Genomic DNA, 14,650 nt, shown 5'->3' with positions numbered 1-14,650 from the left:
GGATTTAAGCCTGTTTATATAAAAAGCTCTAGGCCTGATTATGCAAAAAATTCAGAAAGGCCGCGGCCAGTGGATTGAGGTGCTTGCCCTTGGGATAAGCCGTGCACCAACTGCGCCGAATCGGGAAGTCCTCCACCGGTAGCGCGACCAGTTTCTGGCTTGGTGCCAGGGTGGACACCAGGGGCTCGGGCAAAATGGCGACGGCGCCACTGCGGGGCAGTGCTGAGGCAATGGCCTGATTACTGCCCAGTTGGCGGCTGTGACGCACCACGCAACTGCGTTGCTGGCAGTGATCTTCAAACACTCGGCGGGTGCCTGAGCCGGGTTCCCGCAGTAGCATCGGATAGTCCAAGAGCTCCAGCAGAGGAATTGACGAGTTGCGGTTAGCCAGTTCGTGGTCATTGGCGGCAACGGCCAGCAGTCGGTGCTCTGTAAATGGGGTGAAGCTTAGGTCCCGGTCCCCGGGCACTCTGGCCATGATGGCCAAGTCGTCGAGATTGTCTTCAAGTCGGGCCAGTAAACCCTGGTGGTTGGCGACATGCACGATGATATCGGCCCCGCTGTGCTGGGCCAAAAACTGATTCACCAAGTCGGGTAGTACCGTGTCGGCGCTGGTTTCTATCGCCAGGTTAAGGGTGCCATGCAAACTGCCGTGGAGCTCGGTCAGTTCGATTTCCAGGTGAACCAAGCGCTGTTTAAACTCCCGCCCGGCCCTGAGTAGCACCTCTCCAGCGGGGGTGAGATAGAGCTGTTTGCCCAGGTAATCAAACAGCGCCTGCCCGACCACACTTTCCAGGCTGCGAATTTGTGCGCTCACCGCGGGCTGCGTCAGCGCCAGTTGCTGTGCAGCTTTGGAATAGCTGCGCTGCTGGCAAACAGCAAGAAACACATCGATTTGGCGCAGGGTGAGGCGGCTAAGAAAACTGGTCTGCATAACAGCGGCCCTTGGGTATAAAGGGGTCTTTAGGGTCAATATTGTGGCGGCGAACTCTCGCACTATAAGCAATAGTTTATAGATACAAAAACAAATATTAATTTTTTTTGAGTGTGATGATTCGCTAATGTGGCGGAATAGTCCTTGCAGCACTTTTTTTGGTCTTGGACCCCGCTATTGATAGGGGGCGGCCAGTGTTGCTTTGCGTGACGGCCATTTGGGAGGGGCCTCAATGCTGAAGAAAATCCTCATTGCCAACCGTGGCGAAATTGCGGTGCGGATTGTTAGGGCCTGTGCCGAGATGGGTATTCGCTCGGCCGCCGTCTATACCGAACCCGATCGCTTCTCTCTCCATGTGAAACGCGCCGACGAGGCCTACAATGTCGGCAGCGATCCACTGGAGGGCTATCTCAACCCCCGTAAGCTGGTAGCCCTGGCTGTGGAGACGGGCTGTGACGCCCTGCATCCTGGCTATGGCTTCCTGTCGGAAAATGCCGAACTGGCAGATATCTGTGCTCAACGCGGCATCGTCTTTATCGGCCCCAGTGCGGAGGTAATCCGACGCATGGGGGACAAAACCGAAGCTCGCAAGGCGATGATTGCCGCCAACGTGCCGGTGACTCCGGGCACGGAGGATAACTTGGCCGACGAGGACGAAGCCGCCACGGTCGCTGCAGAAGTGGGCTACCCGGTAATGCTTAAGGCGACCTCTGGTGGTGGCGGCCGGGGGATTCGGCGCTGCGACGACGAGGCCGATCTGCGCCGGCAATTCTCCCGGGTGGTATCCGAAGCCAGTAAGGCCTTTGGTCGCGCCGATGTTTTCCTGGAGAAGTGCATCGTCAACCCCCGGCATATCGAGGCCCAGATTCTGGCGGACAGCCAGGGCAATGTGATCCACCTGTTTGAGCGGGATTGCTCGATTCAGCGCCGCAATCAAAAGTTGATCGAAATCGCGCCGTCGCCCCAACTTACCCCGGAGCAACGGGACTATATTGGTGAGTTGTCTGTCCGCGCTGCCGAGGCAGTGGGCTATGAAAATGCCGGCACTGTGGAGTTTTTGCTGGCGGATAACCAGATCTACTTTATGGAAATGAATACCCGGGTGCAGGTAGAGCACACCATCACCGAACAGATTACCGGGGTGGACATTGTCCGGGAGCAGATCCGCATAGCGGCTGGTTTGCCGCTTGGCTATCGTCAAGAAGATATCTCCTACCGGGGTTACGCCCTGCAGTTTCGGGTCAATGCTGAAGACCCCAAAAACGACTTTCTGCCCAGTTTCGGCAAGATCAGTCGCTACTACGCCCCCGGTGGACCGGGTGTGCGCACCGATACCGCAATTTACACCGGTTACAACATCCCGCCGTATTTTGATTCCATGTGCCTCAAGCTGATTGTGTGGGGGCTCACCTGGGAGGAAACCCTCAACCGGGGCGCCCGGGCGTTGAACGACATGCGAGTGCAGGGTGTGCGCACCACGGCCTCGTACTACCAGCAAATTCTCAAGCATCCCGATTTTCGCGCCGGCCATTTCGACACCAGCTTTGTCGAGCAGCACCCGGAGCTGACTCAATATTCGGATAAAAGCCGGCCGGAAGAAGTGGCACTGGCGGTGGCCGCGGCCATCGCCGCCCACGCCGGATTGTAATTGCAGGCGGCCCCGGCCGATGCCAGGAATCAGAGAAAAGCGAGTACTATCATGAGTAAAGCCAAGCCCATCAAAATTACCGACGTGGCCTTGCGAGACGGCCACCAATCACTGATCGCCACCCGGCTGCGTACCGACGACATGTTGCCGGTGTGCCCGGAGTTGGACGCTATTGGTTTTTGGTCGCTGGAAGTGTGGGGCGGCGCTACCTTCGACGCCTGTGTGCGTTTTCTCAAGGAAGACCCCTGGCAGCGGCTGCGGCAGCTGCGGGAGGCCTTGCCCAATACTCAGCTGCAAATGTTGCTGCGGGGCCAGAACCTGCTGGGCTACCGCCACTATGCCGACGATGTGGTGGAGGCCTTTGTGCAAAAGTCCGCCGATAACGGCATGGATATATTCCGTATCTTTGATGCCATGAATGACGTCCGCAATCTTGAAACCGCTATTGCGGCGGTGAAAAAGTCTGGTAAGCACGCCCAAGGCACCATCTGTTACACAACCAGCCCGGTGCATACCACTGAGACCTTTGTTCAGCAGGCCCGGGATATGGTGAACATGGGCATCGATTCCATCGCCATCAAAGATATGGCCGGCCTGTTAACGCCCACCGCTACCGCCGAATTGGTAGCGGCGCTGAAAGCGGAATTTGATCTGCCGCTGGCATTGCACTCTCATATGACCTCTGGGCTGGCAGGGCTGTGTCAGCAGCAGGCGATCGATGCTGGCGTCGACATTATCGACACGGCAATGTCCGCCTTTGCCAATGGCACCAGTCACCCCGCCACCGAAACCATGGTGGCGGCACTGAAAGACACTCCCCAGGATACCGGTCTGGAACTGCCCAAGTTGCAGAGCATTGCCAGGCAGTTGTGGGAGGTGCGCAAAAAATACCACCAGTTTGAAAGCGAATTTACCCGGGAAGACGTTGGCGTGCAGATCAACCAGGTGCCCGGCGGCATGATGTCCAATCTGGCCAATCAGCTCAAAGAGCAGGGCGCATTGAACCGTATCGACGACGTGTTTGCCGAAATTCCCGCTGTGCGCAAAGACCTCGGGTATCCGCCGCTGGTCACGCCCACCTCGCAAATTGTCGGCACTCAGGCGGTGATGAATGTGTTGGCCGATAAGCGTTACGCCACCATTACCAATGAAGTGAAGCGCTATCTGCAAGGTCACTACGGTGCCGCCTTGGGCCAGGTGAACGAGGAGTTGCGGGCCAAGGCGATCGGCTCTGAGGATGTGATTGATGTACGCCCCGCCGATTTGCTACCCCCTGAACTAAATAAGCTGCGCGCCGATATTGGCGATTTGGCAGAGGGCGAGGAGGACGTTCTCACCTTTGCCATGTTCCCTGATCTGGGACGCGAGTTCCTCCAGCAGCGGCGGGACGGAACACTGGTGCCAGAAGTATTGGAGCCGATAGGCGGCAGCGAGCGGCCGGTGACTGAGGGCGGTGTGCCCACCGAGTTTATCGTTGACGTCCACGGCGAGAGTTATCAGGTTGCCATTACCGGTGTCGGTATGAAGGGCAGTGGCAAGCGCCACCTTTACATGACCCTGGATGGCATGCCTGAAGAGGTGGTTTTCGAGGCCCTCAACGAGTTCAAGGCCGAGGGTGGCAGCGGTCGCAAACAAGCCAGTGCACCGGGGCATGTTACCACCAATATGCCCGGCAACATTGTCGAGGTACTGGTCGCCGAGGGCGACGAGGTCAAAGAAGGCCAGGCACTGTTGGTGGCGGAAGCCATGAAGATGGAGACCGAGGTGCAAGCACCCATTGCCGGTACGGTGACGGAAATTTACGTCAGTAAAGGTGACCGGGTCACACCGGGTGAGGTATTGATCGAGATAGAGGCGCTATAGCACTTCGTGCGCCGTCATTGCGATGGGCGCTGGTGATCGACCCTCGCTGAAGTGAGGGTGGCTGCCCTTAAAAGACAAAAAATGGGATGCGGTTGTTGCAATTGTAAATGATATGAATTATCGTTTACATGAATCGCGCGGCGGTGTGGCGTTTCTCCCCCCCCCCTGACACACCCACCGTTGCGGATTTGTCTCTCCGTATTGGCCCCGGCTGGCGACAGCCGGGGCTTTTTTGTATCGAGCCGGGAAGCGGTTCTAATCCTCTGGGCGACCGTGTTTCGCCAGTGATGCATTTTTGTAACGTGGATCGTCGGTAACGTCGCGGCAGCCAAAATCCGGTGGTGTAAATCGATTGGCGTCGGCTTCGGTGGCGAACTCGACTTCCAGCATGAGTAAAGGGGCCAGCCCCCCCTCAAAGACATCGGCCTCGTAGAGGTCATCGCCCACCCACATACTGTAGCGGGTCTTTTCCAGTCGCTTGCCTTCAGTCAGTGGCCAAAGCATCTCGAACAGGCCGGCATCGATTTCCTGCTCTTGCTCGTCCCGCATCAATCCGGTGCCATACTTGACGGTCATTAAGTGGCGCGTGCCTTTTTTGCGCAGCCGAAGCTCGCGGCGCTCTTCAATAATTAAATAGCCCTGCTTGATGGCGATTGCTTTGGCCTGCTGTCGCCAGTCTTCGGGTAACTCATCCAGTACGAAGCGGCGTTCAATTTCCAGTGACATATTCCCTGCCTGTCCTGTTCGTGTGTAGGGGGAGCTGCTATGGGAACAACTCATCAAACAACATGGAAAACGCCCGGGTGGCTGGCCGGGTAGCGGCAAACCGGCTCAGAGGGGCGCGTCGCTCCCCCATGTTCTCCACGTCCTTGGAGAAGGGGATAGGGGTGCGTAAAAACTGCGGATAATGAGTTAGCATCCGTGGGATCGTGCGCCGGTGCAAGGATTTTTGCGCTTGCACCATCGAAAAAAACGGGCGAATTTTTTTCTTGGAAATCCCTTTTTGCTTGATGAAATCCATCAGTTGGTCAAAGGCGCGTTCCGACAAGGTTGTGGGAATAATGGGGGCCACGACAATGTCGCTGGCGTGGAGAACGGCCTCCGACAAATAGCCCAGCCCCGGCGGACAATCCAATACCAGTAGCTGGTAATCCTTGCCCAGAATGTCGAGGATACGGCGCAGGCGTTTGCCGCCTTTGTTGTGGTCGGCGAGCAAGGCCTCAAATTTACGAAAATTCTGGTGGGCCGGCAGAATATCCAGGTTGGGATAGTCGCTCTCCCGAATATGATCCCGGACGCTGCTATTGGCAGCGCTGAGCAGGGTTTTCCCCAGCTTGGCCTTGGCCGGTTTAACGCGGAAGTAAAACGCCGACGCGCCCTGGGGATCGAGGTCCACAAGCAGCGTTTTGATGTCCCTGCGGGCGGCGAGGTCGGCAATATTAACCGCGGCGGCGGTTTTGCCGACGCCGCCTTTCAAGCTGTAGCATGACAGCACCTTCATTTCTGTGTTTCTCCTGAGCCCTTTATTTTTCCTGCCCCCGTGTTTCCCCGGCAAAAATAGCACTGAACGTCGATTCGACCTCTGCCGAGTTAAAGCCGGCAAAGGCAGCTTCTACCTGCTGTCTCGCTTGTAAATGAAGCTGGTGCAACACGGCGATCATTCCCCCTGTGGCGGCACTCAAGGCAGCCGAGCTGGTGTGGCTGTCGGTGTACTGCCGCAAAAAGTTCTGTTGTACGGCGTAGTCGTTGAAATCTCCCAAAACGTCTTGCAGTTTTTTCAGGGACTTCACAAATTTCATAGTCGGCTTTTCGGGCAGTATCTCGATAAAGTACTCCATCAAATAGCGCATTTTTTTACATTCTATTCTCAGTGCGTGTATCTCATTGTCGGGGGTGTATTTGTCTATGGACGAGCCCAGGCTTTTAATACGCTGAAAACTCTTGTGGGCATTTTTCTCCAGCAGCGTTGCCACCGGCTTAGCCGCCTTCTTGCTTTGCAGCTGCGCGGGGCTGCTCAGTGTCGTATCCAGATCGTTGATGACCTGTTGATAACGCTCTGAACGCATCCATTTGCGCACTCTTTTCAATGCGCGGCGGCGATCTTTGCTTGCTTCGGCAAACAGTTCGTCCAGGCCCGCTTCAAAGCCGCCTGGCAAGAGCGCTGTGTAGTGGTCTTTGGCCAAAAGAAACACATCCATATCGCGCAGCTCGCCGGTTGGACCCACCAGCTGTTTGAAGCACTGTTTTAAGGTGGTTTTGGCATCCAGGCTCAACACCTTGCCCATCAGCGTAACCAGTGAACGAGCCTTGCGAATACTGACGCGATACTGGTGGAGAAATTCGGTATCCGTGTCTTCCAGTATCCCCGGCTCGAACAGCCTGGCTTGCTCCAACATGGCCCGGATCATTTGCCGCACTGCCGATTCTGCGCTCTGCTGAGCGTCAATGCCGAAGTGGGGCAGCTTGTCGATTTTTCTGGGTGTAGCGCAGGCGGTCAGCCACGCATGCTCAGCCAGTGGTGAAACGGCAATAGTCTCGGCCTCGGCCAGGCGGCGGCTGATCCGTGAAAAGCTGTGCTTGTAGCCCTGCAGGGCCACCAGAGAACAGTGGGCCTTGTGACTGGTGGAACAGGTGGTGTGCTGCAGGCGGGCGACGGTTTTGCCATCCTCATTGCGGATATTGACGGTTTGGCGGCGTTGATAAAAAGATGCCACCGGATTAAAGGACCACAATTCTGTGACGGGTTTGAGAGTATCGCGCAATTCCCCCTCAGGAAGTTGCCACCAGAAGCGTGCCGAACGCGGCGCCTCGGTCCAAGCCTGAACACTGCCATTGTGGCTGTACAGTGTCAGCGTCTTGTTGCTAGATCGGCACAACAACGCGCCGCTGTGCCAGATCGACCAACCAAAGGTGTCCAGCACTTCGATGCGGGTTTCGGCGGGGGGCTCCCAGTCGCCACAAAAGTCGTCGCCGAGTAGGGCCGCCAGATGATTCGGGGCGATCGGCTCATCTGCAAGCCAATGTTGCTCCATGCTGTTTGGCCTCTCCACACGTTTTGGCATTACGTCCAATAGAGCAGACAAATACTTTAGCAACCTCCGCAGATTCGGGGAAGCGCTCCAACGTTTAGGATAAAAGCGGGAGACTGTGTAGACCGGGTGTGAGCGGGGATGGAAATGGTGCCCCGGACAGGATTCGAACCTGTGACCTGCCCCTTAGGAGGGGGCCGCGCTATCCAGCTGTGCCACCGGGGCAGGGTGTTGGGCTGTGCCCATAAAAAGTGCGGTGATTTTAGCGGTAATCAACAGGGCTGGCAAAGGCCAGCTCTATTTGATCAACGGCTCGCTGTAGACATGGGTGATGTCCCAGGGAAAGTGAATCCAGGTTTCCTGAGCAAACTCTCGAACATGGTGAGTGGTAAGCTCGATAGCCGCAGGCTTGGCATAGATCGCCACAAAGGTGGCTTTGGGTAACAGCTGCATTGCGGCGCGGGCGGTGACGCCGGTATCGACCAAGTCATCCACCAACAGGTAGCCGTCGCCGTCCCCCTCAACAGCCTTGAGCACGTTCAGCTCGCCCTGGCGGTCGTGGTCGTAGCTGGCGATACACAGTGTGTCCACCACCCGCAAGTTCAGTTCTCTGGCGAGAATGGCGCCGGGCACCAGCCCGCCCCGGGCGATGCTGATGACCCCCTTCCACGGTGTGTCTACCAGTTTTCGAGCCAGGTTTCGGGTATCGCGGTGCAGTTCTTCCCAGCTCAAGTAGTACACCGGGGCGGTATCAGTCATTGGGGTAGTCCTGTGATCAATGGTGTGCGGGCGGCATTGTCGATGATGGCGATTATCTCGCGCAAGTGTCATCTCTGTTAAGTCCTCCGTCAGCAAAGGGGCGCTTGCAAGCGTTCGATTGTGAGGTGCTGCTTTGGCGTTGATGGTGCCGGGAATTCGATGGCGCGGTGGGATAGGGGTGTCAAATAACAGACATAGTTAGCTGGCGATGGAGGGTGACTCTAGGTATAGTCAAAAAATCGACACCAACAAGGCAGCGAATAGAAAATTGGGGTTGAGGCACAAGAGGTTGAGACACATTAGCTTGGAGCACAATGGAAACGCGGTATGACTGAGGGTGGATTAGTGGCACTTGGCCCGGCAATGCGGGCGCTGAAGGACCAGCTGCACCAGGTGGCGGACAAGACCGTCACGGTGTTGATTCTCGGCCCATCGGGCGCCGGCAAGGAGGTGGTGGCAAGAGAGATCCATCGTCTTTCAGATCGGGCCAAGGGGCCCTTCGTGCCGGTAAACTGCGGGGCCATCCCCAAGGACCTGTTGGAAAGTGAACTCTTTGGTCACGAGAAGGGGGCTTTTACCGGTGCTATTGCCGCCCGGGCTGGTCGTTTTGAATTGGCCGAGGGCGGCACGCTGTTTTTGGATGAAATTGGCGATATGCCTCTGGATATGCAGGTCAAAATCCTGCGAGTAATCCAAGAGCGGTGTTTTGAGAGGGTGGGCTCAGCCCGCACCCGCAACGCCAATGTGCGCATTGTGGCAGCGACTCACCGCGACTTGCCGGTGCTGATTGAAGAGGGGCGGTTCAGGGAGGATTTGTACTACCGCCTGAATGTCTTCCCCCTTACAGTACCGCCGCTGGCCCAGCGTACCGAGGATCTGCCGCAACTCGTCGACGATGTACTGAGGCAACTGGCCGCCGAGGGCGTCGGGCAGGTGAGCCTCTCGGCTCGCGCGGTAGCGGCCTTACAGGCCTGGCAGTGGCCAGGCAATGTGCGGGAACTGGCCAACCTGCTGGAACGCCTGTGTATTATGTATCCCAATCAGCTTGTGGAGCCAGACCAGCTGCCCGAGCCCTATCTGTCTGCTGGTCTCGATCCAAACAGCAAGCCTCAAAATACTGCGGTGGGCGGTGTATCGACAGCGGCAGGGGGGGATACCCCAAGCCCCGCGTGGCTGCCGCTGCCCGACCCAGACGTGGGTATGAAAACCGCGTTGCAGACCGTGGAGCGAGGGTGGATTGAGCAGGCCCTGACTCAGTGCGAGGGCAATGTCAGTGCTGCGGCCAGAAGGCTGGGAGTGCGGCGCACCACACTGATTGAAAAAATGCGCAAATTGGCGATCGCCGCGCCGTAATGGCAGCAGTGTTATTCGGCCGTGGTCATCCCAAAGACTTCAATCCAGTTGCCATCCGGGTCGGCCATAAAACAAAAACCGACCCCGCCGCCAAAGGGGGTGATGTCTACGGTGAGTTCTGCTCCCCCGGATTGCCAGCCGGCCACCGCCGCATCCAGATCGGCAACCCCAAAGCTAAAGTAGCGAATGCCTAAACCGGCCTCGCCGCCGCCGGGCAGGCTTTTGGTTGGCATTGTCTGATAGCTCACCAGCTTGATGATGTTGGTGCCCAGTTTGTAACGGTGCATTGTGCCGCCGGTAAAGGGGAGCTCTCCTTCATACTCAAGGTCGAGTACCTCGCCGTAAAAATGCCGCATTTGTTCGATGTTGTCGGTCACGATACCGACTTCGATGCTGTCGCTAAGCAAGGTGGTAGGCATGAGCAGAGTCCCCCGGCAAAAAGTGCGACATTAGCAGGGGTGGGGCAGGTGGCCCATCGCGCAAATCGGTGAGGGGTAGGCCTTGTCTGGGCAACGCTTAAGTGAGATCAACCGCCGGCCAGTTTGACCGTGAATCCCTCGGCTTCCAGCAGCGCTTTTAATGTCTGCCGGTGGTCGCCTTGAAACTCCAAATCTGTGCCCTTGATTGCGCCGCCAGTGCTGAGTTTGGCCTTGAGTCGCTTGGCCAATGGTTTCAGTTCATCACCGCTTAGGGGCAGACCACTGACGATGCTAACGCCTTTGCCTTTGCGGCCTTTGGTTTCGCGGCGAATGCGTACAATCCCATCGCCGCTGGGGGGCTCAGAGATCTGCTTGCATTGGCAATCGGACTTGGGCTGGCCACAGTCCGGGCACAATCGGCCTTGATCGGTGGAGTAAACCAGTCGTGACATGGTGTATAGGCTCCCTTAGTCAAAGCAGGGCCTGGGCCCCGCTCCTGAGAATTGTCATCGTAGCGGTTATAATCACGCTCCGCGTTACTTGAGATGACAGAGGCCATGGAACAACAACTTATCGATCTGCAAACTCAGCTCGCTTTCCAGGAGGACCTGTTGACCGCGCTGGATGACCGGGTGGCCAAGCAGGATCGGTATATCCGGGAAATGGAGACCACCATTCAGTCGCTGCGTTTGCTGGTGGAGCAATTGCAGGTCAGTGTGGAATCCGGTGCCTCAGCCGGCGGGGCGGCCACCCCGGAGGAAAAGCCACCTCATTATTGAAGCTCTTAACAGAAACCTGAGTACCGGCATGAATACCGGCGTGGCGGCTGGCATGGGCTGTAGATGGGTGGTACACGCATTGCCTGGCCCGAGCACCTTTGCGCAGCGGCCGCTGTCCCTTAGGCCTGCTTGGCCTGCTCCACAATAACCACTTCGTCAGCTTGCGGGCCTTTGTCGCCCTCGATGATGACAAATTGCACAACCTGGCCTTCATTGAGGCTCTTGCGGCCTTTACCGCGACCTTTGATGGCGCGGAAATGGACGAAAATGTCATCCCCTGTCTCGCGGGTGATAAAACCGTAGCCTTTACTGACATTAAACCACTTAACCGTGCCACGCTCTTTTTGGCGACTGAAACTTGCTGCCAGGCCCGGCAGTCGGGGGCTGACGATTAATGCGGCCAGTATCGACGCGACAATAATGGCAGTGGGGACAGCTTGCAGCACTGCCAAACCCAAACCGTGAAGAGACCATATTGTCAGGGCGCTCAAAGCGGCGGCAAATAGTAAATTTAGAATCACTAACATAGGTAACTAGACTTATCTTCTCCGTGCTTGTCTCAATCTGTGGCAATAACGGCCACAGCGCGGGCGCGAGTATAGCAGTTGCGGCGCGCCGCGTCGCTCCGGGGGCACTGCCGCAGTGTGTATACGGAAACTACGAATGTTGATTTACCGATCTATCAACGATGATAGCGGCATTTAGTAGTGTATTTTCTTCCCTGGAGAGCAGTAATGTCTTTTCGCGACTGGGCGGTCGTGTGGTCCAGCCGGGAACCCGGCGCGCCATCCCCACGCCGCCTCCGCCCCTGGTGGGGAGCCGTACTGCTGGTGCTGGGCATGATCGCGTTGACCGTGGCCTTACCGCCTTACTCCCTGCACAGCCAACAGCAGCACATTTTGCAGCTTCAGCGCCAGGGCGAGCAGTTGCAGAAACTCGATCAGTTGTTGGCCGGAGGGCAGGCCATTGAGCAGGTCCACCACGCGTTGGACAGCGGTGATATCTATGGGCTAACGGAAACCCAGCGCCATTTGTCCAGCGCTCAGAGCCTGCTTTTCGATGGCGACCTGCAACTGCTTTCGGAGCAATTCACCAGCGACCTCAGTGACCTCTTGTCACTGTACTTGAGAATTGGGACGCAGGGTCGCGACAATGCTGCTCTTCCCCCCCTCAACTTGCCCAGCGACCGGGATATTGTCGTTGCGGCCCTACAGGGGCTAGAGAGTCGACACAGGCTGGTCACCAGCCAAGCCTTGACCAGTGCCGCCCACAAACAGCGCTGGTTGGTGACCCACTACGTGTTATCGGCGGTGGCAGCGATCGGTTTAGTTTTTTCTGTTCTGGTTTTACGGGATCAGTCCCGTCGTATTCGCCACCAGGCCGCCCATATCGATAACCTGGAATTTCACTTCGAGCGATTGTTGGCGGATTTGCCGGGTCATTGGCTGGCGCTGTCCCTGGATGGCAGCATCCTCTATGCCAGCCGCAGTTTGGCAGACTGGCTGATTAACTCAGCTGACGAGCTGCGTGGCACCCGTATCGATGGCTTATTGCCCCAGCTGCACCGGGAGCAATTCAAGCGTTACCTGCGCAATCTCGATGAGGGGCGGCGACCCGACCCCATGGAACTCTACCTGGAGGACAGCTGGGGGCGCAGCCATCCGGTGTCCATTGAGGCGGGGCGATTCAGAATGAGGGAGGGCGATGCGCTACTAGTGCTGTTGAGGGACCTGAGCACTGAGCACGAATTGGCCCATCGCTGCGATCGCTTCCGGACCCGTTGCGATATGTTGACCCGGGCGGTGCCCGGCGTGATGTGGGAATGGGATGCATTGCGCGACGAAGTACGGGGCAATGAACTGTTGCATCAGTGGTTAGGCACCGACGGTGATAGTGAGACGGTTTCCCCCCGTAAATTCTTTGACCAGGTGCACCCAAAGGACCGGGACCGGGTTTCAGAGTCATTCCGCAACTTTCTGCGCAGCCGCGGGCGGGATTTTTCCATTGAGCATCGATTCAATACCACAGAGGGGCAGTGTAAAGAAGTCGCTTGCAGCGCTGTGGTTCAGCGGGATGATTCCGGTCGCGTTCTGGCTATGGTGGGTGTGTACACAGATATCACCGACCGTCGTCAGACTGAACGGGAACATGCCCGCCTGTGCCGAAACCTGGAGGATCAGGTTCGTCTCCGGACTCTTCAGCTTGAAGAGGCCGTGACCAGTGCCGAGGCGGCCAATCGGGCCAAGTCCACCTTCCTTGCGGCGATGGGGCACGAAGTGCGCACCCCGATGAACGGGGTCGTCGGGATGACTGAGCTGTTGGCCAAGACGCCCTTGGATCGTGAGCAGAAAATGATGTTGAGCACGATCCAGCGCTCGTCTGTCAGCTTGCTGGGGACGATGGACAATATTCTCGATTATGCAGCGCTGGAATCCGGTCGACTTCAACTCGATCCCCAGCCCACGCAGCTGCTTGAGCTGATCGAAGGCGTGGCGGATGACTTTGCAATGACCGCAGCTCGCAATGGCGAGAGCTTCAGTCTGCTTATAACACCTTCTGTTCCTGCCCAGGCGACGGTGGACCCCCTGCGTCTGCGACAAAGTTTGCGGCAGTTGCTAGACAATGCCTTTAAGTTTGCGGTTTATGCTTCGCCCCGTGGCCAGGTGGAGCTGTTGGTTGATGCCGAGCGCGATGGGGAGGGGGCGTCAGAGCGCTTGGTTTGCCGGGTCCGGGACAATGGTATTGGTGTGTCTACAGAAATCCGTGAGAAGTTGTTTCAGCCCTTCTTCCAGGCGGATACAAGTCGCGCTCGGCGTTTTTCCGGTACCGGTCTGGGACTGGCGCTGGCGGCAAGGGTGGCGGAATTGATGGGGGGTGAAGTGACCCTGGAAAGCTCATCCGGTGAATCCACCTGTTTTAAATTGGCTGTACCGCTACATGAGAGTCAAGCCCGGGAGCTGCCCGCGCCCAATAGTGAAGGTACGCCCCTGTATGTGTTGATTGAAAACCCGCGGCGTCGCGGCGAGGTGGAGAGCGCACTGCGACTCCACGGCATTGAGGCCAAATACTGCCTCGACGCCACAGCGCTGGCCAATAATTTAGCCGGTGGTCGGCTCAGCAAGGAGGGCGTGACACGACAGGTGCTGATCGACGAGAGTAGCCGCCAAGTGACCGAGTTGTGCCAGCGTTACGGTGCAGAGCTAATCCGTCTGGTGCCCCGCCCCCTGGCCGGGACGGGAGGGGATGTGGTCGCTCAGCAACAGGTGTTTGTCGATCCGCTATTGCCTTCGGCGCTGGCCAGGGTCGTGAAGCAAAGCTAAGTCCGCCGGACCGCGCTGACATCTCTGCGCAACCCGCCGTGATCTTTACATCGGAATCGCAAAGGACCTGGCTTGTAAAAGCCAACGACTTTACTGAGGTGTTATCAGGTCGTGCATAGACTGACTAGACTTTCAGTACGTCTTCGGCCTGCCAGCCCTTGGGGCCTTCCACTAAGTTAAATTCTACCAATTGTCCCTCGTCCAGGGTTTTGTAGCCGTCACCGCGTATTGAGCGAAAATGGACGAAAACATCGTCGCCCTCATTGCGGGTGATGAAGCCAAATCCTTTGGCGTTATTGAACCACTTGACGGTCCCGGTAACTCGATCACTCATTACTGTTCCTCTAAGGCGATAGCGGTGTGGTGGGGTAATAAGGGAAAGTGTGGAAAAATTTACTGCGGTGAAACAGGGTGGGGAGGCGAAGCGCGGTGTATTGAAAGGGGTAATGCCTTCGACTTGCTATGGAGGAGGACAGCCAACAATGCCTCGCCCGCTTTGGCAAACGGGTAACGCTGACTGCTCTGCGCAGCATTATTGGGTCGTGA

14 protein-coding genes and 1 tRNA gene are annotated in these 14,650 nt (G+C 57.2%); 5 read left to right on the top strand and 10 right to left on the bottom strand.

The genetic code is table 11. The features are described from left to right. Positions 1–28: 28 nt before the first annotated feature. Complete coding sequence (locus I6N98_RS11260) at positions 29–934, bottom strand: LysR substrate-binding domain-containing protein (protein ID WP_198568460.1); 906 nt, start codon at positions 932–934, stop codon at positions 29–31. A 232-nt stretch (positions 935–1,166) separates the two neighbouring features. On the opposite strand from I6N98_RS11260, the gene I6N98_RS11255 reads away from it, so the two are divergent. After that, the gene (locus I6N98_RS11255) at positions 1,167–2,582 is read left to right on the top strand and encodes an acetyl-CoA carboxylase biotin carboxylase subunit (protein WP_198568459.1); all 1,416 of its coding nucleotides are present in this window, start codon (positions 1,167–1,169) and stop codon (positions 2,580–2,582) included. 51 nt (positions 2,583–2,633) lie between these two features. Continuing rightward, positions 2,634–4,445: a sodium-extruding oxaloacetate decarboxylase subunit alpha gene (gene oadA, locus I6N98_RS11250; RefSeq protein ID WP_198568458.1), complete on the top strand. Its 1,812-nt coding sequence runs from the start codon at positions 2,634–2,636 to the stop codon at positions 4,443–4,445. 255 nt (positions 4,446–4,700) lie between these two features. Here the strand turns inward: oadA and I6N98_RS11245 are convergent, their stop codons facing one another. The 5 genes from I6N98_RS11245 to gpt form a co-directional block, all read right to left on the bottom strand. Further along, a complete protein-coding gene (locus I6N98_RS11245) occupies positions 4,701–5,171 on the bottom strand; it encodes a CYTH domain-containing protein (protein ID WP_198568457.1) in 471 nt (156 codons plus the stop codon). Between the two features lie 37 nt (positions 5,172–5,208). Beyond that, positions 5,209–5,946: a ParA family protein gene (locus I6N98_RS11240; RefSeq protein ID WP_198568456.1), complete on the bottom strand. Its 738-nt coding sequence runs from the start codon at positions 5,944–5,946 to the stop codon at positions 5,209–5,211. Positions 5,947–5,968: 22 nt separating this feature from the next. Beyond that, positions 5,969–7,477, bottom strand: a complete 1,509-nt coding sequence (locus I6N98_RS11235) for a CHAD domain-containing protein (protein ID WP_198568455.1) — start codon at positions 7,475–7,477, stop codon at positions 5,969–5,971. A 145-nt stretch (positions 7,478–7,622) separates the two neighbouring features. Further along, positions 7,623–7,699: transfer RNA gene (locus I6N98_RS11230), tRNA-Arg, on the bottom strand. A gap of 72 nt (positions 7,700–7,771) precedes the next feature. Further along, on the bottom strand, positions 7,772–8,233 hold the full coding sequence (gpt, locus tag I6N98_RS11225) for a xanthine phosphoribosyltransferase (protein WP_198568454.1): 462 nt from the start codon (positions 8,231–8,233) through the stop codon (positions 7,772–7,774). Between the two features lie 327 nt (positions 8,234–8,560). Here gpt and I6N98_RS11220 point away from each other — a divergent pair, with 327 nt between their 5' ends. Then, positions 8,561–9,586, top strand: coding sequence for a sigma-54 interaction domain-containing protein (locus I6N98_RS11220; RefSeq protein WP_232787317.1), 1,026 nt, complete (start codon positions 8,561–8,563; stop codon positions 9,584–9,586). Between the two features lie 11 nt (positions 9,587–9,597). Here the strand turns inward: I6N98_RS11220 and I6N98_RS11215 are convergent, their stop codons facing one another. Further along, positions 9,598–10,005, bottom strand: coding sequence for a VOC family protein (locus tag I6N98_RS11215; RefSeq protein WP_198568453.1), 408 nt, complete (start codon positions 10,003–10,005; stop codon positions 9,598–9,600). Between the two features lie 107 nt (positions 10,006–10,112). Then, the gene (locus tag I6N98_RS11210; protein WP_198568452.1) at positions 10,113–10,457 is read right to left on the bottom strand and encodes a translation initiation factor Sui1; all 345 of its coding nucleotides are present in this window, start codon (positions 10,455–10,457) and stop codon (positions 10,113–10,115) included. Between the two features lie 105 nt (positions 10,458–10,562). On the opposite strand from I6N98_RS11210, the gene I6N98_RS11205 reads away from it, so the two are divergent. Then, positions 10,563–10,784, top strand: coding sequence for a SlyX family protein (locus I6N98_RS11205; protein WP_198568451.1), 222 nt, complete (start codon positions 10,563–10,565; stop codon positions 10,782–10,784). 119 nt (positions 10,785–10,903) lie between these two features. On the opposite strand, the gene I6N98_RS18625 is transcribed toward I6N98_RS11205, so the two are convergent. After that, the gene (locus I6N98_RS18625; RefSeq protein WP_232787617.1) at positions 10,904–11,152 is read right to left on the bottom strand and encodes a cold-shock protein; all 249 of its coding nucleotides are present in this window, start codon (positions 11,150–11,152) and stop codon (positions 10,904–10,906) included. Positions 11,153–11,518: 366 nt separating this feature from the next. Here I6N98_RS18625 and I6N98_RS11195 point away from each other — a divergent pair, with 366 nt between their 5' ends. Beyond that, positions 11,519–14,104: a sensor histidine kinase gene (locus I6N98_RS11195; RefSeq protein WP_198568449.1), complete on the top strand. Its 2,586-nt coding sequence runs from the start codon at positions 11,519–11,521 to the stop codon at positions 14,102–14,104. A gap of 124 nt (positions 14,105–14,228) precedes the next feature. On the opposite strand, the gene I6N98_RS11190 is transcribed toward I6N98_RS11195, so the two are convergent. Beyond that, entirely contained in the window at positions 14,229–14,438 is a 210-nt protein-coding gene (locus I6N98_RS11190; RefSeq protein ID WP_198568448.1) for a cold-shock protein, read from the bottom strand. Positions 14,439–14,650: the final 212 nt, after the last annotated feature.

Origin of the sequence: Spongiibacter nanhainus (genome assembly GCF_016132545.1) — a bacterium.
Classification (GTDB): Bacteria; Pseudomonadota; Gammaproteobacteria; order Pseudomonadales; family Spongiibacteraceae; genus Spongiibacter; species Spongiibacter nanhainus.
Note: the sequence above shows the minus strand (reverse complement) of the source record. Positions and strands in the feature narration are given on the sequence as shown.